Here is an 18,137-nt window from a genome sequence, read left to right on the forward strand (position 1 = left end):
GATGAGCCTTCAACCCATCGCCGGCGTCACCGCCACCGCGTACCTTCCCGACGCGACCGGCACGCCCGGGTCCGCCGCCGCGCCCGGCTCCGGGTTCGGCACGGCGCTGGCCGGCGCCCTCGACAACGTCCAGACGCTCTCCGCGGACGCGAACAAGCTGGCCGTGCAGGCCGTCACCGGCAACCTCGACGACATCCACCAGGCCACGCTCGCCGCGACCCGCGCCCAGGTCACGCTCGAACTCGTCTCCACCCTGCGCAACAAGGGTGTCGAGGCGTTCAACGACATCATGCGGATGCAGGCCTGATGCCCCCGGCCATTGCGAACGCCTGGGGCCGGGTTGCCGGGGCGGTGCGGGGATTCTCGTTCGCCCAGCGCACGCTGGCGATCCTCGCCGTCGCCGTGCTGGTCCTCGGCACGGTGGCGCTCACGGCCTGGCTGACCAAGCCCACGTATTCGCCGCTGTTCTCCGGCGTGTCGGCCGCGGACGCCAACTCGATCGTGTCCCAGCTCAAGACGGACAATGTCCCGTACCAGCTGGCCAACGGCGGGTCCACGATCCTGGTGCCGGACGCCAAGGTGTACGACGAACGCCTGAAGGCGGCCGCCGCCGGGCTGCCTTCCGCCACGACCGGCGGCTATTCGCTGCTGGACAACATGGGCGTCACGTCTTCCGAGTTCCAGCAGAACGTCACGTACAAGCGCGCCATGGAGGGCGAACTGGCCAAGACCATCATGGCCATGGATGGCGTGGCGAACGCGTCGGTGAAGCTGGCCATCCCGGAGAAGACGGTGTTCACGTCGACGAAGACGGACCCGACGGCGTCCGTGTTCGTGGAGACCACCCCGGGCGCGCAGCTGGGCGACAACCAGGTCAATGCGATCGTGCACCTGACCTCGTCCGCCGTCGAGGGGCTCAAGCCGGCCAACGTGTCCGTCGTCGACGCGAAGGGCAACGTGCTCTCCACCGGCGGGGCCACCGGCAGCGCCGACAAGCAGGCCACCGACTACGAGGGCCGCGTGTCAGCCGACGTGCAGGCCATGCTGGACCGCGTGCTCGGACCGGGCAAATCAACCGTGTCGCTGACGGCCACCATGGACAAGACGTCCTCCGACATCGTGAAGGAATCGTTCAAGGCCCCGGCCGGCGGCGCCCCAGCGCTGAACGAATCATCCAGCTCGCAGAAGTCGACCGGCGGCACGGGGACCGGCGCGGGCGTCCTGGGCCCCGACAACATCGCCGTCCCGAACCCCTCCACGGCAGCCGGCGGCAACAGCGAGTCGACGCAGGCCACCCGGAACAACGGCGTGGACAAGACGACCGAGAACACGACCGTCCCGGCCGGCATCCTGCAGCGCCAGTCCTTGTCCGTCGCCGTCGACAAGGGCGCCGCCGGCAGCATCGATGCGGCCACGCTGACCGAGATGATCTCGACCGCGGCCGGTGTCAACACGGCCCGCGGCGACACCGTCACGGTCAAGCTGGTGCCGTTCTCCACCGCCGCGGCCGACGCCGCGAAGGCCGCCCTGGACGCGGCCCGGAAGGAGGCCGACGCGGCCGCCACTGCGGCAACGTGGCGCAACATCGGGCTGGGTGCGTTCGGTGTGCTCGTGGCGCTGCTGGCGCTGGTCCTGTACGCCCGGAAGAACCGCCGCCAGGTGCGCGAAATCGTCGACCTGGGCGAGAAGGCGGGCCCATTCGTCCAGGTGGAGTCACTGCCGCTGACGTCGGCGCTGCCCGCCATCCCGGAGCCCGTCATCCTGCCGGCGGCCGAGGAATCCGACAGCGGCGCCAAGCGCGCCTCGATCAACGCGCTGGCCGTCGCCGACCCGGAAAAGACGGCGGCCCTGTTGCGCTCGCTCATGGATGAGCGGGTGACCAAGTGAGCGACGTCGCCGAGCTGACCGGGACGCAGAAGGCCGCCGCCGTCCTCATGCAGCTGTCCCAACCGGCGGCCGCGGCCGTCATGACGCATTTGAGCGAGGCGGAGGCGGAGGCCGTGGCCGTCGAGATCGTGGCCATGCGCCGGGTCAGCCCGGACGTCGCCGACGACGTCATCGGCGAATTCCACGAGATGGTGGTCAGTGGCCGCCGTGCCGCCCTGGGTGGTCCGGAGATGGCCGCCGGTCTGCTCGAGGCCTCTTTCGGCGCCGAACGCGCGGCCGGCCTCATGGACCGGCTGGCGTCCAACCTGGCGGGCAAGCCCTTCGAGTTCCTGGAGGACGCCGAACCGGCCCAGGTCGTGTCGCTGCTCGAGGGCGAGCTGCCGCAGACCATCGGGCTGGTGCTCGCCCACCTGGGCCCCGACCGCGCCTCGGCGGCACTGGCCGGGCTGCCGGCCGAACAGCGCGTCGACGTCGCCCAGGCCATCGCCACCATGGGCGCCGCCGCCCCGGAGGCCGTCGGCATCGTGGCCGACACCCTGCGCCAGCGTGCCTTGGCGGTCGTCTCGCCGCGGGAGAAGACGGCCGTGATCGGCGGCGTCCAGCCGTTGGTCGAAATCATCAACCGGGCCGACATCGCCACCGAACGCGCCCTGCTGGCGGAGCTCGAATCCCGGGACCCGGACCTGGCCGAGGAGGTGCGCTCCCGCATGCTCACGTTCTCCGACCTGGTGCACCTGGATGACCGCGACGTGCAGCTGGTGCTGCGCGGCACCGAGGCCCGCGCCCTGGCCATGGCCATGAAGGGCGCCGACGCCCAGGTCATCGACGCCATCAAGCACAACATCTCCGAACGCAACCGCGAGGTGCTGGAGTCCGAGGTCGAATCGCTCGGCCCGGTCCGGGTTTCCGAGGTCGAGCAGGCCCGCGCCGACGTGGTGCGCACCATCCGCGAGCTGGAGGCCGAAGGGTCCATCACGATCCGGCGTGGGGAGGAGGACGCCATTGTCTACTGAGCAGACCCGGTCTACCGGGCAGACACTGTCCCTGGCCCCGTCCGACCGCGTCCTCCCCGCGGCCTTCCCGGTCGTGGCCGGCACGGACCACCGGCGGGCCCGGGAGCGCGGCCACACCGAAGGCCGCGCGGCCGGGTACGCCGCCGGGCTCCGGCACGCCGAGACGGAGACCGAAGCGGCACGGCGCCACATGGAGGCCGAACACGCGGCACTGCTGCAACGGGTGCGGTCGGACGCCGCCACGGCCCTGGCCCGCCAGCTCGCGACCCTGGAGGCGGCGACGCGAGCCCTGGAACGACGGACGGCCCCCGTGCTGGCCGACGCCGAGACCGTGTTGGCCGACTGCGCGCTGCAGCTGGCGCAGGCGGTGCTCGGCACGGTAATGGACGACGCCGGAACGCGGGCCCGCGCGGCCCTCACCAGGGTGCTGGGCCACCCCGGCGCGGCCGGCCCCGTGCGTGTCCGGCTGCATCCGGACGACCTGGCCGTGCTGGAGCGGCCACTCACGGACGCCGCGGACGCCGGCCTGGCGAACCCCGCCTTCGCGCACCTTGACCTGTCGAGCCTCGACGTCGTCGCGGACGATTCGCTCGCCCCCGGCGACGCCGTTGCCGACTTCCCGGACGGCTTCCTGGACGCGCGCATCGGCACGGCGCTTGAGCGGGCCCGCGCCGCGTTGTTGACGGACGGTTCCGCATGAGCGTCGCGACGACCGTCCGCGCGGGGCATGCGCCAGTGCGGGCGGACGGGCTGCCGGGCCTGCTTCCGGGCCTGCTGTCGGTGGCGTTCCCCGCCGCGCTGCGCGCGGCCGCGCCCGAGCGCGTCGGCGAGGTGACCGCCGTCGTCGGCCTCACCGCCTCCGTCAGCGGGCTGGACTGCGCGGTGGGCGACATGGTCGCCATCGGCGCCCCGACCCCGGTGGACGCCGAGGTGGTCGCCGTGCAGGGCGGGATCACCCGGATCATGCCGCTGGGCCCCGTCGCCGGGCTGGCCCGCGGCATCCCCGTCCGCGCGCGGCGTGAGCCGCTGCTGGTGCCCACCGGCGACGGGCTGCTCGGCCGGGTGCTGGACGGGCTCGGCCGGCCCATCGACGGCCTGGGGCCGCTGCCGCCGCACGCCGGCGTGCCGCTGGAGAACGCCACACCGAACTCGATGGACCGCGCCCGCATCACGGCGCCGCTGCACACCGGCGTGCGCGTGCTCGACACACTCGTCACGGCCGGCCGCGGGCAGCGCCTGGGCCTGTTCGCCGGCTCCGGCGTCGGCAAATCGTCGCTGCTGTCCATGATCGCGCGCGGCACCGAGGCGGAGGTGTCGGTGATCGCCCTCGTGGGGGAGCGCGGCCGCGAGGTGCGCGAATTCCTCGAGGACGACCTCGGCCCCGACGGCCTGGCCCGCTCCATCGTCGTCGTCGCCACCAGCGACGAACCCGCGCTGGTGCGCCGGCGGGCCGCGTTCACGGCCACGCGCATCGCCGAGTCGTTCCGGGACCGCGGCGCCGACGTCATGCTCATGATGGACTCGCTCACCCGCGTGGCCATGGCCCAGCGCGAGATCGGGCTCTCGGTTGGCGAGCCGCCCGCCACGCGGGGCTACCCGCCGTCGACCTTCTCCTTGCTGGCGCGCCTGCTCGAACGCGCCGGCACGGACCGCACCGGGTCCGTCACCGGCATGTACACGGTGCTCGTCGACGGCGACGACCACAACGAACCGATCGCCGACGCCGTCCGGTCGATCCTGGACGGGCACGTCGTGCTGGACCGCAAACTGGCCGTGGCCGGCCACTTCCCGGCCGTCGATGCGCTCGGTTCCATCTCGCGCGTCGCGTCGAAGGTGTGCACGCCGGCGCAGAAGCACGACGCCGGGACGTTGCGGAAGGTGATGGCGGCGCGTCGGGCCGTGCAGGACCTGATAGACGTGGGCGCCTACCACGCGGGGACGAACCCGTTGGTGGATGCGGCGCTGGCGCACGCCGGCGCGATCGAGGCGTTCCTGCGCCAGGACATGGACGCGCAGGTTCCGGGTGCGGCCGCGTGGGAACAATTGCGTAACCTGACCGAGGCGATGGGTGGGATCTGATGGGCAACACGTTCAGGCTGGCCGGGTTGTTGCGGTTCCGGCAGGTGCAGGCGGATGAGGCCGCGGGCGTGCTGGCCCGCACCAACGGCCGGCGGCGGGCGCACCAGGACGCGATCGCGGCCGCCCGCGACAAACTGGGGACCACGCCCGGGGAGCCCGGTTCGGCGGCGGCGCTGGCGGCGGCGGCGGCCGCCCGGTCGGCGGCCCGGCACATGCTGGCGGACCTGCACGCCCTGACCGACTCGCTCGACGACGCGGCCCGCGCGGCCGAGGCCGACCTGGTTGCCGCCAAGACGGCGTCCAGCACGCTGGAAAAACTGGCCGACCAGCACGCCGCCGCCCTCCTGGTGGAGGACCTGCGTGCCGAGCAGCAGGTGCTGGATGAGCTGTCCGGGACGCTGTACCGGGCGGGGACGCCCGGTGCGGGAGTCGGCCGATGAGCATCCCGGCGTCCTTCGACCTGCCCGCATCGTTTGAACCGCCGGCCGGTGGGTCCACTCCCCGCGCCGACGCGGCGGGCCGCGGCGGTGGGTTTGCCGAACGGCTGCGCCACGCCCGGCTCAAGGACATGTCCGGGGCGACTGTCCCGCCCGGAAACGACGTCCCGCGCGGGACGCCTGGATCCGGTGGCACCGGATCTGCGGGCCCTGGATTCGACGTCCCCGGATTCGACGTCCCCGGGTCCGGGGTGGCCGGGCCTGACGTGGCCGGCGCGCTCTTGCCGAACCCGACCGGTCCGGATCCCGCCGCAACAACGGGTATCACTGCCGTGAGTGCGTTCGCCTTTGCTGCCGCACCGCCCGTGCCGACCGGGCCGGCCGTGCCGACCGGTACGTCGGCCGGGGCCGTTCTCGCGGCACAGGCCACGGCGACCGCCGCGAGTGGGAGCTTGGCCGCTGGACTGGCTACGGGACCGGACACGACTTCGGCGGCCGGTCCCGGACCGTCGACGACCCGCGATGGCGGCGGCACCGCCGGGGTGCCGGTTGCCGGGATGCCTTCGGCCTCAATGCCCGACGCCGCGGTGCCTGTGGTCTCAATGCCCGTTCCCGGTGCACGGGGGCCCGTTCCGGCCCCTGCGAGCGGACTGACGACCGGCATCCAGGCCCCCGGAATTGGGACGTCCGGCACTGCGACTCCCGGCACTGCGACTCCCGGTACCGTGCCGCCCTCGGCTGGCACGGCCACGGCGGCAGACTCCACTCCGTCGACCGCTCCGCCGACTGGGCCAGCGACCGCTCCGGCCGGCCAGGCCCGCCCGGGGTCGTCGGGCATGCCTGCCGCCGGTCCCGCCGCCGGGAACCCGCAGGCCGTGTCACTGGGCATTGACGGCGCAGGCATTGACGGCGCATGTATTGATGGCGCACGGGGCGCAGCCGCGGCGACCGGTGCCGTCACGGCCGCCACGGGCCAGCCGGTGACCGACGCGGTCCCGGCCGCTCTGGCCGACCAAGCCGACAAGCCGGCGGCCGGGACCGCGAACGGCGCCCCCGCCCACGATCCGGCGATCGGCGCCAACCGGGCCGCAGACCCCGCAGCCAACCCCGTGCTGGCGCCGAGCGGCCCGGCCGCGGCGACTTCCGTCGTCGTGCCTTCCCCCGCCGCCGCGACGACACCGCCGCCAACCACCCAGCCGGTCCCGACGCTCGTCGACCAGCTGGCCAAGCCGCTGTTCACGTTGTCGGGCGCGCCGGAGGGGCGGCATGTGATGACGGTCGAGGTGGTGCCTGATGCGCTGGGACCCGTGACCGTGCGGGCGCACATCGGCGCCGACGGCATCCGGATCGAGTTGCTGTCCGGCACCGACGCCGGGCGTGACGGGCTGCGCGCCATCCTGGCCGACCTCCGGCGCGACCTGGCCGGGCAGGGCATGAACTCGTCGCTGAGCCTCGGCTCCGGGACATCCGGCGACCCCGGCAGGCCCGGCGGCTGGACCGCCGGTGGCTGGAACCCGGGCGGCTCGAACCCGGGTGGCTGGAACCCCGGCCAGGGATCCGGGCGCGAGTCCGGGCGCGATGCGGACGGCCCCTACCGCGCTCCCGGGCCGGACCCGGCACCCGCACGCGGGGCCGCCGGGACGCGGACCGGCAGCACCTTGGACATCACGGTTTAGATCACGACTTGGAAAGGAGCACCCCTTGAGCATTGGCGCCACAGAGCCCGCAGCGCCCGTCGGTTCGACGTCCCCCGTTGCACCGGCCACCGCGGTGACCGGGCTGTACAACACGTCCCAGGGTCGCAAGCCCAAACAGGTCATGGACTCCGCAGTGTTCATGAACCTGCTCGTCACGCAGCTGCGCAACCAGGACCCGTCCTCGCCCATGGACACGAACCAGATGATCTCGCAGACGACGCAGCTGGCCACCATGGAGAAGCTGACCAGCATGGACACGACGGCCACCGAGAACTTCTCGCTGCAGATGCGCACGTCCGCCGCCGCGCTGATCGGACAGCTCGTGTCCTGGAAGGACGCCGACGGGGCCGAGCATTCCGGCATCGCCGGCGCCGTCTCCTTCGCCGGGTCCGTTCCCACCGTGACGATCGGCACCGACAAGGTGGCGCTCGACTCGATTTCCGGCGTCACCACGACGCCGGCCCCCACACCGACCGCCGCAGTACCCACCGCCTAGAAAGGTTCTTCCATGCTTCGCTCCCTGTACTCCGGCATCTCCGGACTCCGCTCGCACCAGACCATGCTCGACGTGACGGGCAACAACATCGCGAATGTCAACACGGCCGGCTTCAAGTCCTCGACCGTGCAATTCCAGGACACGCTGTCCCAGGTGACCAAGTCCGGCTCCGCCGCGCAGGCGGCCGTCGGCGGCACGAACCCGGCCCAGGTCGGCCTCGGCGTCCAGGTGGCCGGCATCTCCACGAACTTCGCCCAGGGCTCGGCCCAGGCCACGGGCCGCTCGACCGACATGATGATCTCCGGGGACGGATTCTTCGTCACCAGCAAGGGCGGCCAGCAGCTGTTCGCCCGCGCCGGGTCGTTCGACTTCGACACGCAGGGCCGCCTCGTCTCCCCGGACGGTGCGCTGCTGCAGGGCTGGGCGGCCGTGAACGGGCAGGTCAACACGGGCGGGGCGCTCGGCAACCTGGCGATCTCCAAGGCCATGACGACGCCGTCGGCGGCCACCACGAGCACCGTCCTCGGCGGCAACCTGCCCAGCGACGCGGCCGCCGGCACCAAGCTGGTCCGCGACGTGCAGGTGTTCGACGCGTCCGGCGCCAAGCGCAACGTCTCGCTCGAGTTCACCCGCACGGCCGCCGGCTGGGACGTGGCCGGCACCGACGGCGGCACGACCGGCAACACGTCGCTGACGTTCAATCCGGACGGCACGCCGGCCGGCGGCGGCGTCATGGCCCTCGGCGGCATCACCGTGGACCTGGCCAACGTCACCGGCTATGCGAACCTGTCCACCGTGGCCGTGACCAGCAGCAACGGCAATGCGGCCGGCACGCTCGAGTCCTTCGCGCTGGGCGCCGACGGAACCCTGACGGGCACGTTCAGCAATGGCGAGAACGCCGTCATCGGCAGGGTGGCGCTGGCAAACTTCACGAACCCGGGGGGTCTGGAGAAGGATGGCAACTCCAGCTACCGGGCCACGGCATCCTCCGGCGGTGCCGTGATCGGAGCACCCGGCCAGGGCGGGCTGGGGGAGCTGGCCGGCGGGTACGTGGAGATGTCCAACGTGGACCTGTCGCAGGAATTCACCAACCTGATCGTGGCCCAGCGCGGCTTCCAGGCCAACGCCCGCATCATCACCACCTCCGACGAGGTGCTGCAGGAACTCACGCAGCTCAAGCGGTAGCCCATTCGGGGCTTGCGGCCGTCCAGTGATCGATACATCGGGGTGAGGAGCCCCAACACCCCGATGTATCGATCACTGGATCCGGCAGTCCCGGCTAACGGCGGGCCCGAGTCGGCCGACAGTGTGCGGTGACAGGAGAACGGGAGAAGATACCGGACACCGCGTGCGCGCCGAAGGATGGGCAGAACATGATTGTGGTAACCCGGTTGGACGGGCGCCAATTCGCGCTGAACCCGGATCTCATCGAGCGGATCTTCGAGTCCCCGGACACGACCGTCGTCATGGCCGACGGCGCCCGCTACATCGTCACAGAGTCGATGCAGCAGGTCATCGAGCGGATCGCCCGCTTCCGTGCCCGCGTCATCTCGCTCGCCCGCGACTACACGGACGACGCCGATGCCCCCAACCCGTTCGACTCGCCGCGATTGAGCATCATCCACCCGGCCGGACCGGCCGACGGACCCGCGAAGCCGGGAAGGTAGGCCATGGATCCGGCAACCATCATCGGCGTCCTCATCGCGTTCGGCGCGCTGGTGGGCATGATCACCCTCGAGGGCTCGTCCGTGACGGCGATCCTGCTGCCGCCGCCGATGATCCTCGTATTCGGCGCCACGATCGCCGTCGGCATCGCCGGATCGACCATCAAGGACACGCTGCACGCGTTCAAGTCGCTGCCGCGGGCGTTCACCGGCAAACCGCCCAAGCCGGCCGAAAGCATCGACGCTGTCGTGGCGCTCGCCGAGAAGGCGCGGCGCGAGGGCCTGCTCGCGCTCGAGGAGGATGCCGCCGCCACCAAGGACCCGTTCCTGCGCGAGGCCCTGCAGAACATTGCCGACGGCGTGGACGGTGACGAACTCCGCGTCCTGCTCGACGACGCCATCGAGACGAAGATCAAGGGCGACCGCACGGCCGCCGGATTCTTCCAGTCCCTGGGCGGCTATGCGCCGACCGTGGGCATCATCGGCACCGTCGTCTCGCTCACCCACGTGCTGGAGAATCTGTCCGATCCCAGCGCGTTGGGCCCCATGATCGCCAGCGCCTTCGTGGCCACGCTGTGGGGCCTGCTGTCCGCGAACTTCCTCTGGCTTCCCCTCGGTGCCCGGCTCAACCGGCTCTCCGACCTCGAGGTGGACCGCATGACGCTCATCATGGAAGGCGTCCTGGCGGTGCAGTCCGGTTCGCAGCCGACGCTGCTGCGCGAACGGCTCACGGCCCTGGTGCCCGCCCACCACCGAAACGGCCGTGACAAGCCCGGCAAGGGCGGTTCCGGCCCGATGAAGTCGGCGGCGTGAGCCCGGCCCGCCGACGCCGCCGCGGCTCCGGCGGCGGCGACCACAACGACGAACGCTGGATGGCCTCCTACATGGACATGGTCACGGTGCTCATGTGCATGTTCATCGTCCTGTACGCCATGTCCAGCGTCGACAATGCGAAGTTCGCGAAGCTCAAGGAATCCCTCGCCACCGGGTTCGGCCAGGTGCACACCCAGAAGGTGGACACGGCCAGCGGCATCATCGTCCCGCCCAAGGATGTGGGCAAGACCGGCCTGTTGACTGTCAACGACATGGACCTGGCCCTCCGCGAGGCCGACCGGCTCACGGCGCTGCGCGACACCATGCACAGCCGGCTCATGGCCCGCGGCCTGGACGGCAATGTGCAGTTCAAGATCGACGAACGCGGCCTGAGTGTGAAGCTGGTCGGGTCCCAGACGTTCTTCCTGCCGGACAGCCCGCAGCTGTCCACCCGGGCCACGGCCGTGCTGGACACCATCGCGCCCGTGCTCGTCGGGTCCGGCCTGCAGGTTTCCGTGGAGGGGCATGCCGCCAACGCCATCACCGGGTATCCGTCCGTGTGGGAGCTGTCGGTCGAGCGTGCCGTCGGTGTGGTGCGGTACCTGGTGGAGCGCCGGGACCTGCCCGGGGGGCGGGTCATGGCGACGGGGTTCGGCGCCACCCGGCAGGTCAATGACGACTCCACCGAGGCGTTGCGGGAACTGAACCGGCGGGTGGACATCGTGGTCCTCTCCGACCAGCCGGAGAGCGTCCGGGCCCTGATCCCGGAGGCGTTGAAGGCGCGCGCGAACCGCTCCTAACGACCCGCTGCTTACGAAAGGCGCGGGCCTGCCGATAGTGGCGGACATGCGCCCTTTGTCAGTCGAGTCACCCCTGCCCGATACGCGGGCCGGCGCGGCGGCCGAGGCGTACGACTTCGGGCGCCGCACCACCCTGGCCCGCGAGCACAGCCGCGTCCTCGAGCTGGCCTTCGACACGTTCGCCCGGCAGTGGGGCATGCAGCTCTCGGCCCGGCTCCGGGCCAGCTGCGCGGTCGTCGCCGAGGAGGTGCGGCTGGCCAGCTACGACGAATACGCCGCCGCGCTGCCTGCCACGACGGTCATGGTGTTGTGCGCGCTCGAGGGGCTGGACGCCAAGGCCGTGCTGCAGTTCCCGTCCGAGGCCGCCCTGACCTGGGTCTCGCGCATGCTCGGTGGTGGCGCCGGCACGGGCGCCCCGGACCGCAAGTTCACGCAGATCGAGCAGTCGCTGGTACGCAACCTCATGGACGACGCCGTCGAGGACCTGGGCTATTCGTTCGGCTCGCTGCTGCCGTCCCGCCCCGCGGTGGACGCCATCGCGTTCAACTCGCAGTTCGCCCAGGCCGCCGCCACCGACGCGCTCATGGTCGTGGCCGCGTTTTCGGTGCGCGTCGGCGACGGCAACTGGCGGGCGACGGCGGCCCTGCCCGCCGCTGCGCTGCTGCCGCAGCTCGGCTCGGGCAGCCCGACCAGTGACCCGGCCGACGCCGCCGCGGCGTTGCGCGCGCAGGTCGCCCAGGTGCCCGTGGACGTGGCGCTGGCGCTGCCCCCCGTGCCGGTGACGCCGGTGGCCATCTTGAACCTTGCCGTCGGCGACGTGGTGTCATTGCGCCATGCGACATCCCGGCCCCTGGACCTGACGCTCGGCGGCAAGCCCGTCGCCCGCGCCGTCGGGGTGACGCACGGCTCCCGCCGGGCCGGCCAGATCGTAACCATCGAGGAGACCGCCCCATGAGCACCACCCTGGCCCTGCATGCCGCCGCCGCGGAGGCGCTGGCCGCCATGCTGCCCTCGCCCACGGCCCTCGAGGCCACGCCCCATCCGCGGGCCGCCGGGGAACTGCCGCCCGCGGGGACGACGGTCATCGCCGACCACCTCGGCGCCGTCAGCGCCGAGTTCGCCCTGGTCCTCTCGGCCGACGCCGAGGACGCGGCCCGGCAGGCGGGCGGCACGGCCGCCGTCGTGCAGGCCGACGTGCTGCGCCCGGCGCTGGAGGCGGCGTCCGCGGCGCTGGGTTCCGGCGTGCTGGGCGAAGTCACCGCCGCGGACCCGGCCACCCGCTTCCCGGACACGCAGTCCGTGGATACGGACGTGGCCGTGTTCCGGCTGGCCGCCCCCGGCGCCGACGAACCGTTCGCCTGGTTCGCCGTGCGGATCAAGGACGGCGCCGCCGGCCGGTCCGCGACGGTCAGCGCCCACAAGCTGGCGCGCATCAGCGACGTCGAGATGGCGTTGTCGGTGGTGATCGGGCGCACCCGCATGACGGTCTCCAACGTGCTCGGCCTGGAACCCGGTGACGTCGTCGACCTGGACCGTTCCGCCGGCGCGCCCGCGGATGTGCTGCTCAACGGCCGGCTGATCGCCCACGGCGAGGTCGTCGTCGTGGACCAGGACTACGCCGTGCGCATCACGAAGATCCTCGACACGGCCGAAACCATCGGCTAGAGGACACGTTCTGGTGGATACGTTCTAGTGGATACCTTCCTGCTGGTGCTGCGCGTCGCCCTGTCGTTGGGCATCGTGGTGGTGCTCCTGTGGATGGCACAAAAACGCCTGGGCCGGGGCACCCGCGCCGGCGCCGGCGTCGACCTGCAGGTCGTGGGGAAACGCAGCGTCGGCCCCAAGTCGTCGGTCGTGCTGGTGGAGACGGACGGGCAGCGGTTCCTGCTGGGCGTCACCGAACACAACGTCCAGGTGCTGCATGCCGCCGCGGCACCGGAGCGGCCGGCCCCAGAACCCGTCGCCGACCCCGCCGTGTCAGGGCGGCGCTTCTCCGCCGCCCTGACCGGCGCCGAATCCTCCGGGCGGCACGCCGACGACGGGCCCGGGCCGCTGGCCGGCTCCATCCTGTCGCCGGCAACCTGGCGGCAGGCCGGCAACGCCCTCCGCAAGGGCATGCTCGGGTGAGCGCGGCGTCGCTCCCCCGGCGGCGCGTCGCTGAGCCGATTGTCTGGCGACAGGTCGCCAGGGTGGCGCTGGCGGCGGCACTGCTGGCCGCCGTCGTCCTCGCCTGGCAGCTGCTGGTGTCCGCGCCCGCCCACGCCGTCGACCCGCCCACCGATCCGACACCGCCCGCCCAACCCGGCACCGGCGGCGTCAACGTGACCATCAACGGGATCAACGGCCAGCCGAGCTCGGCGATCGTGACGCTGCTGGCCGTGACGCTGCTGTCCGTGGCGCCGGCGCTGCTGCTGATGATGACGTCGTTCACGAAGATCTTCGTGGTGCTGGCCATGGCCCGCAACGCCCTGGGCCTGCCGTCCGTGCCGCCGAACCAGGTGCTGGCCGGGCTGGCCCTGTTCCTGTCGCTGTTCATCATGTCCCCGACGCTAGTGGACATCAACAACGCCGCCGTGCAGCCGTTCCTGGCCGGGCACCTGGACGTCAACGCCGCGTTCGCGGCCGCCGGCAACCCGTTGCGGCACTTCATGCTGCCGCAGACCCGGGAGGCGGACATCGCGCTCATGACGCGGGCGGCGAACCGGGCGAACCCGGCCGACCCGGCGTCCGTGCCCATGCTCACCCTGATCCCGGCGTTCATGATCTCGGAGCTGCGCAGCGCGTTCATCATCGGGTTCGTCATCTTCATCCCGTTCCTGGTCATCGACCTGGTGGTGTCCTCGGCGCTCATGTCCATGGGCATGATGATGCTGCCGCCGGTCATGATCTCGCTGCCGTTCAAGGTGCTGCTGTTCATCCTGGTGGACGGATGGGGGCTCATCATCACCGCCCTGGTGCGCAGTTACACGGGGGCCGGATGAATTCCGCCGAGGTCCTCAACATCGCCGTCCAGGCGCTCTGGCTGGCGGCGAAGCTGTGCGCGCCCATCCTGGTGACCGCCCTGGTCATCGGCTTCGCCGTGTCCCTGCTGCAATCCATCACGCAGATCCAGGAGCCCACGCTTGCATTCGTGCCCAAGGCCGCCGGCGTGGCCATCGCGCTGGTCGTGGCCGGGCACTGGATGATCACGGAGATCGTCGGCTTCACGCACACCCTGTTCGACAAGATCCCCCTGCTGTTGGGCGGCTAGCGTGGACGCCACGCTGCATATCCCGATCAACGCCGGCTGGTTGGAGGCGTGCCTGCTGGCCACGGTCCGCATCACCGCGTTCGTCGTCATCGCCCCGCCGTTCTCCTACAACGCCATCCCGGCCCGGATCAAGGGCATGCTGGCGATCGGGCTGGCGCTGGCCATGACGGCCCGGTTGCCGGCCCGGGCCGTCAGCGACACCGGCCCGTTCGTGCTGTCCCTCCTGCTGGAGCTGGTCACCGGCGCGGCGCTGGGCCTGCTCGTGTTCATCGTGTTCTCCGCCGTGCAGGCGGCCGGGTCGCTGCTGGACACGTTCGGCGGGTTCGCCATGGCGCAGGTGTTCGACCCCCAGTCCATGGTCAACGGCGCCCAGTTCACGCGGCTGTTCCAGATGACCGCGCTGGCCCTGCTGTTCGCCTCCGACGGGTACCAGCTCATCATCGCCGGCCTGGTCCGTTCCTTCGACGCGGTCCCGCTCGGCGGCGCGCTGGATTTGACCCACCCCGTCACCGCCATGACCGGGGCGCTGACCCAGATGTTTCTGGCGTCGATGCAGATCGCCGGTCCGCTGCTGGTGGTGCTGTTCCTGGCCGACGCCGGGCTGGGCCTGCTCACGCGCGTGGCCCCCGCCCTGAACGCGTTCGCCATGGGCTTCCCGCTGAAGATCATGCTGCTGCTGGCCCTCGGCGGGCTGGCCGTCATGGGGCTCGGGCACGTGGTCGCCGGCATGGTGGCAGGCACGACGGCGCACCTCGCCGAGGTGGGCAGCGGTGGCTGAGGCGGGGGAGAGAACCGAACGGGCCACCGAACGGCGGATGAAGGAGGTCCGGGAGAAGGGACAGCTGACCCGCTCCCAGGACCTGACCGCGTGGGTCGGCGTGGGCGCGGCGGCCATCATGGCGCCGGGCGTGGTCTCCCGGGCGTCCAACGCGCTGGCCGACCAGCTGTTCACGGCCACGCAACTGGCCGCGCACCCCGACCCGCAGCGTGCGTTGGCGGCCCTGTACTCGGGGCTGGCGGCACTGCCGGGCATCCTCGGCCCGCTGCTGCTGGTCGTCGCCGGTGCCATCGTGGCCGCCGCGGCCGTGCAGGGCGGCATCCGGTTCAAGAAGTTCAAGCCGAAATTCGAGCAGTTCAACCTGCTCACCGGCGTCAAGAACGTATTCGGCACGCAGGCCCTGTGGAACGGCGTGAAGGCGCTGCTCAAGACCGCCGTCGTGGGCCTGGTCCTGTACCTGGTGGTCCAGGGTCTGGTGCCGTTCCTGTTGCAGGCCGGCGGGCTGCCCGTGGCCGTGCTGCTGAATACGGCCGGCGGCGGCCTGGTCAAGCTCCTCGAGTTCGCCGTGGCGGCAGGGCTGCTGCTGGCCGTGGCCGACGTGTTCGTGGTGTCCCGCCGAAACCGCAAGCGCACCCGCATGACGAAGCGGGAGGTCAAGGACGAGAACAAGTCCACCGAGGGCGACCCGATGATCAAATCGGCCCGGCGCTCCCGGCAACTGGCGTTGGCACGCAGCCGCATGATGTCCGCCGTGGCGAGCGCCGACGTCGTCCTCATCAACCCCGTGCACGTGGCCGTCGCGCTGCGCTACGAACCCGGCAAGTCCGCGCCGCGGGTCGTGGCCAAGGGCGCCGACCGGGTGGCGCTGCGCATCCGCCAGCGCGCCGAGGAGAAAAGCGTGCCCATGGTGCGTGACATTCCGCTGGCCCGCGCCCTGCACGGGGCGTGCGCGCTGGGCGAGGAGATCCCCGTGGAGCTGTACAACCAGGTGGCGGCAGTGCTGGCGTTCGTCATGGCGCTGAAGAAACGCGGCCAGGGCCGCGGCGTGCACCGGATCCTGCCGGCCGGCTCCGCCATCCCGCCCGGGCTCGTGCCGGAACGCACCCGCCACCCCGAACCCCGTCCCGCCTCACCGCAAAGGAAATATACGTGAATCGGAATGTCTCCCGGCTGGCCATCCCGATGGGCGTGGTCGGCATCGTGCTGCTGCTCGTGGTCCCCATCCCGACCATGCTGCTGGACGTCCTGATCATCATCAACATCGTGTTCGCGCTGCTGGTGCTCATGACCACCATGTTCGTGCGGAAGCCGCTGGACTTCTCCGTGTTCCCTTCGCTGCTGCTCGTCGCCACGCTGCTGCGGCTGGGCCTGAACGTGGCATCGACGCGCCTGGTGCTCGGGCAGGCGCACGCCGGGCAGGTCATCCAGGCGTTCGGCGAGGTCACCGTCAGCGGCAACCTGATCATCGGCGGTGTCATCTTCCTGATCCTCGTCGTCATCCAGTTCGTCGTGGTGACGAAGGGCGCCGAGCGTGTCGCGGAGGTCGGGGCCCGCTTCACGCTCGACGCCATGCCGGGCAAGCAGATGGCCATCGACGCGGACCTGAACGCCGGGCTGATCAGTGACACCGAGGCCCGAGAACGGCGCGCCGAGGTGTCCGCCGAGGCCGATTTCTACGGCTCCATGGACGGTGCGTCGAAGTTCGTCAAGGGCGACGCGATCGTCGGCATCATCATCATCGTGATCAACCTGGTCGGCGGGATCGCCATCGGCATGGTGCAGCGCGGCATGAGCATCGCCGACGCCCTCCACACCTACTCGCTGCTGTCCGTCGGCGACGGCCTGGTCTCGCAGATCCCGGCGCTGCTCATGGCCGTGGCCACCGGCATGATCGTCACCCGCTCCAACGCCTCCGCGGACATGGGCACGACGGCGGCCGTGCAGCTCACGCAGTCGCGCCCGGCCCTGCTGGTGGCCGGCCTCGCGGCGATCATCATGGCCGTGATCCCGGGCATGCCGGTGTTTCTGTTCCTGGCCGTAGGCGCCATCCTGCTCCTCATCGGCTGGCGGGTGAAGGCCGCCGAGGACGCGGCGGCCGCGGCCGCCACCGCGGCGTCCCCGGACGCCGGGCCCCGGCCCGAGACGACCGAGGACATCATCGAGCAGATGCGCGTGCACCCGCTGGAAATCCAGCTCGCCACCGACCTGGTGGACCTGGCCTCCGGGTCCGCGGACGACCTGCTCGCAAGGATCCGGGCGCTGCGGCACAAGATCGCCATGGAACTGGGCGTCGTCGTCCCCCCGGTGCGTACGCGCGACCACGTGGAACTGCCGCCGTCGACCTACGTCATCCGGATCGCCGGCGTGGAAGCCGGCCGCGGCACCGCCCCGGCCGGGCGCGTGCTGGCCCTGGGCGAGGCGCTGTCCGGGCTGCCGGGCACGGCCACCGTGGAACCCGTGTTCGGCCTGGCCGGCAAGTGGGTGCCGGCCGAGATGCGGCACAGCGCCGAAATGGCCGGGGCCACCGTGATCGACAGGGTGTCGGTGCTGGTCACGCACCTGTCCGCCGTGGTCACCGCCAACGCCGCCAGGCTGCTCAGCCGGGAGGACGTGCGGGTGCTGACCGAGGGCGTGAAGGAGGTGTCGCCGTCGACCGTGGAGGACCTGGTGCCCGGGCTGTTGTCGCTCGGCGAGGTGCAGCGGGTGCTGCAGGGGCTGCTCGGCGAGCAAGTCCCCATCAACGACCTGCCGCGCATCTACGAGGCCCTCTCGCTGGCCGCCAAGAACGGCACGGAGCCGGAGGGACTGGTCGAGGCGGCGCGGGCCGCGTTGGGCCCGGTCCTCGCCGACAAGCATCTGGAACAGGGCACGCTGCACGTCATCATGGTCGACCCGCTGCTGGAGCAGGGGCTGCTGGAGGGGCTGCGGCCCTCCGAGCTCGGCACCCAGATCGTGGTGCCCCCGGATCGCCTTGAGACGTTCCTGGCCTCCGTGGCGGACACGGCCGGCGTGGCGGAGGCGGCCGGGCACTCACCGGTGCTGGTGTGCGCGCCGGCGCTGCGCCCGGCGATCTGGCGCCTGGTGTCGGGGCGGATGAAGGGGCTGCCGGTGTTGTCTTATACCGAGGCCACGGCCGGAAACCCGGCCATCGAGACGGTGGGAGTGGTGCGCGATGCCCAGCAGATTTCAGCTTAGNGATCAAGATCGGCGGGCTGTTCGGCAT

Annotated in this window: 20 protein-coding genes; all 20 read left to right on the forward strand. The window is 71.6% G+C overall.

What is annotated here, in order from left to right; translation table 11 throughout:
• Position 1 precedes the first annotated feature (1 nt).
• The 20 genes from fliE to EJC77_RS14980 all read left to right on the forward strand — a co-directional run bounded on the left by fliE (position 2) and on the right by EJC77_RS14980 (position 18,109).
• Complete coding sequence (gene fliE, locus EJC77_RS14885; RefSeq protein WP_125614250.1) at positions 2-307, forward strand: flagellar hook-basal body complex protein FliE; 306 nt, start codon at positions 2-4, stop codon at positions 305-307.
• Positions 307-1,887 carry a flagellar basal-body MS-ring/collar protein FliF gene (gene fliF / locus EJC77_RS14890; protein ID WP_125614253.1) on the forward strand — a complete coding sequence of 527 codons (1,581 nt, stop codon included), beginning with the start codon at positions 307-309 and terminating at the stop codon, positions 1,885-1,887. Before fliE ends, fliF begins: the two co-directional genes overlap by 1 nt.
• On the forward strand, positions 1,884-2,900 hold the full coding sequence (gene fliG / locus EJC77_RS14895) for a flagellar motor switch protein FliG (RefSeq protein ID WP_125614256.1): 1,017 nt from the start codon (positions 1,884-1,886) through the stop codon (positions 2,898-2,900). Before fliF ends, fliG begins: the two co-directional genes overlap by 4 nt.
• Positions 2,890-3,600: a FliH/SctL family protein gene (locus tag EJC77_RS14900; protein ID WP_125614259.1), complete on the forward strand. Its 711-nt coding sequence runs from the start codon at positions 2,890-2,892 to the stop codon at positions 3,598-3,600. The genes fliG and EJC77_RS14900 overlap by 11 nt, the downstream gene beginning before the upstream one ends.
• Positions 3,597-4,979, forward strand: coding sequence for a FliI/YscN family ATPase (locus EJC77_RS14905; RefSeq protein WP_125614262.1), 1,383 nt, complete (start codon positions 3,597-3,599; stop codon positions 4,977-4,979). The genes EJC77_RS14900 and EJC77_RS14905 overlap by 4 nt, the downstream gene beginning before the upstream one ends.
• Positions 4,979-5,419, forward strand: a complete 441-nt coding sequence (locus EJC77_RS14910; RefSeq protein WP_125614265.1) for a flagellar export protein FliJ — start codon at positions 4,979-4,981, stop codon at positions 5,417-5,419. The genes EJC77_RS14905 and EJC77_RS14910 overlap by 1 nt, the downstream gene beginning before the upstream one ends.
• Positions 5,420-6,252: 833 nt before the next feature.
• Complete coding sequence (locus EJC77_RS14915) at positions 6,253-7,092, forward strand: flagellar hook-length control protein FliK (RefSeq protein ID WP_125614268.1); 840 nt, start codon at positions 6,253-6,255, stop codon at positions 7,090-7,092.
• Positions 7,093-7,117: 25 nt separating this feature from the next.
• Positions 7,118-7,609: a flagellar hook assembly protein FlgD gene (locus EJC77_RS14920; protein ID WP_240630275.1), complete on the forward strand. Its 492-nt coding sequence runs from the start codon at positions 7,118-7,120 to the stop codon at positions 7,607-7,609.
• A 12-nt stretch (positions 7,610-7,621) separates the two neighbouring features.
• Entirely contained in the window at positions 7,622-8,794 is a 1,173-nt protein-coding gene (locus tag EJC77_RS14925; protein WP_125614274.1) for a flagellar hook protein FlgE, read from the forward strand.
• Positions 8,795-8,982: 188 nt separating this feature from the next.
• Complete coding sequence (locus EJC77_RS14930) at positions 8,983-9,276, forward strand: flagellar FlbD family protein (protein WP_125614276.1); 294 nt, start codon at positions 8,983-8,985, stop codon at positions 9,274-9,276.
• A 3-nt stretch (positions 9,277-9,279) separates the two neighbouring features.
• The gene (locus tag EJC77_RS14935; protein ID WP_125614279.1) at positions 9,280-10,086 is read left to right on the forward strand and encodes a motility protein A; all 807 of its coding nucleotides are present in this window, start codon (positions 9,280-9,282) and stop codon (positions 10,084-10,086) included.
• Positions 10,083-10,886, forward strand: a complete 804-nt coding sequence (locus EJC77_RS14940) for an OmpA/MotB family protein (protein WP_276309082.1) — start codon at positions 10,083-10,085, stop codon at positions 10,884-10,886. Before EJC77_RS14935 ends, EJC77_RS14940 begins: the two co-directional genes overlap by 4 nt.
• Positions 10,887-10,932: 46 nt before the next feature.
• On the forward strand, positions 10,933-11,841 hold the full coding sequence (locus EJC77_RS14945; protein ID WP_125614282.1) for a flagellar motor switch protein FliM: 909 nt from the start codon (positions 10,933-10,935) through the stop codon (positions 11,839-11,841).
• Positions 11,838-12,551: a flagellar motor switch protein FliN gene (fliN, locus tag EJC77_RS14950; protein ID WP_125614285.1), complete on the forward strand. Its 714-nt coding sequence runs from the start codon at positions 11,838-11,840 to the stop codon at positions 12,549-12,551. Before EJC77_RS14945 ends, fliN begins: the two co-directional genes overlap by 4 nt.
• A 27-nt stretch (positions 12,552-12,578) precedes the next feature.
• Positions 12,579-13,013, forward strand: a complete 435-nt coding sequence (gene fliO, locus EJC77_RS14955) for a flagellar biosynthetic protein FliO (RefSeq protein WP_125614288.1) — start codon at positions 12,579-12,581, stop codon at positions 13,011-13,013.
• Positions 13,010-13,867: a flagellar type III secretion system pore protein FliP gene (fliP, locus tag EJC77_RS14960; RefSeq protein ID WP_420820323.1), complete on the forward strand. Its 858-nt coding sequence runs from the start codon at positions 13,010-13,012 to the stop codon at positions 13,865-13,867. The genes fliO and fliP overlap by 4 nt, the downstream gene beginning before the upstream one ends.
• Positions 13,864-14,136, forward strand: a complete 273-nt coding sequence (gene fliQ / locus EJC77_RS14965) for a flagellar biosynthesis protein FliQ (RefSeq protein ID WP_125614290.1) — start codon at positions 13,864-13,866, stop codon at positions 14,134-14,136. Before fliP ends, fliQ begins: the two co-directional genes overlap by 4 nt.
• A gap of 13 nt (positions 14,137-14,149) precedes the next feature.
• Positions 14,150-14,914 carry a flagellar biosynthetic protein FliR gene (locus EJC77_RS14970; RefSeq protein WP_125614325.1) on the forward strand — a complete coding sequence of 255 codons (765 nt, stop codon included), beginning with the start codon at positions 14,150-14,152 and terminating at the stop codon, positions 14,912-14,914.
• Positions 14,907-16,067 (forward strand): EscU/YscU/HrcU family type III secretion system export apparatus switch protein, encoded by a 1,161-nt coding sequence (locus EJC77_RS14975; RefSeq protein ID WP_125614293.1) that lies wholly within the window; start codon positions 14,907-14,909, stop codon positions 16,065-16,067. Before EJC77_RS14970 ends, EJC77_RS14975 begins: the two co-directional genes overlap by 8 nt.
• A 29-nt stretch (positions 16,068-16,096) precedes the next feature.
• Positions 16,097-18,109 carry a flagellar biosynthesis protein FlhA gene (locus EJC77_RS14980; protein WP_240630279.1) on the forward strand — a complete coding sequence of 671 codons (2,013 nt, stop codon included), beginning with the start codon at positions 16,097-16,099 and terminating at the stop codon, positions 18,107-18,109.
• The last annotated feature ends 28 nt before the right edge of the window (positions 18,110-18,137 follow it).

Source organism: Specibacter cremeus (assembly GCF_003946885.1).
Lineage (GTDB): Bacteria > Actinomycetota > Actinomycetes > Actinomycetales > Micrococcaceae > Specibacter > Specibacter cremeus.

Coding starts and splice junctions, on each gene's coding strand:
- EJC77_RS14915 (WP_125614268.1), top strand. CDS start 6,253: ATGCCTGCCGCCGGTCCCGCCGCCGGGAACCCGCAGGCCGTGTCACTG.
- fliE (WP_125614250.1), top strand. CDS start 2: ATGAGCCTTCAACCCATCGCCGGCGTCACCGCCACCGCGTACCTTCCC.
- fliN (WP_125614285.1), top strand. CDS start 11,838: ATGAGCACCACCCTGGCCCTGCATGCCGCCGCCGCGGAGGCGCTGGCC.
- EJC77_RS14930 (WP_125614276.1), top strand. CDS start 8,983: ATGATTGTGGTAACCCGGTTGGACGGGCGCCAATTCGCGCTGAACCCG.
- EJC77_RS14935 (WP_125614279.1), top strand. CDS start 9,280: ATGGATCCGGCAACCATCATCGGCGTCCTCATCGCGTTCGGCGCGCTG.
- fliF (WP_125614253.1), top strand. CDS start 307: ATGCCCCCGGCCATTGCGAACGCCTGGGGCCGGGTTGCCGGGGCGGTG.
- EJC77_RS14905 (WP_125614262.1), top strand. CDS start 3,597: ATGAGCGTCGCGACGACCGTCCGCGCGGGGCATGCGCCAGTGCGGGCG.
- EJC77_RS14945 (WP_125614282.1), top strand. CDS start 10,933: ATGCGCCCTTTGTCAGTCGAGTCACCCCTGCCCGATACGCGGGCCGGC.
- fliQ (WP_125614290.1), top strand. CDS start 13,864: ATGAATTCCGCCGAGGTCCTCAACATCGCCGTCCAGGCGCTCTGGCTG.
- EJC77_RS14910 (WP_125614265.1), top strand. CDS start 4,979: ATGGGCAACACGTTCAGGCTGGCCGGGTTGTTGCGGTTCCGGCAGGTG.
- EJC77_RS14925 (WP_125614274.1), top strand. CDS start 7,622: ATGCTTCGCTCCCTGTACTCCGGCATCTCCGGACTCCGCTCGCACCAG.
- EJC77_RS14980 (WP_240630279.1), top strand. CDS start 16,097: ATGGGCGTGGTCGGCATCGTGCTGCTGCTCGTGGTCCCCATCCCGACC.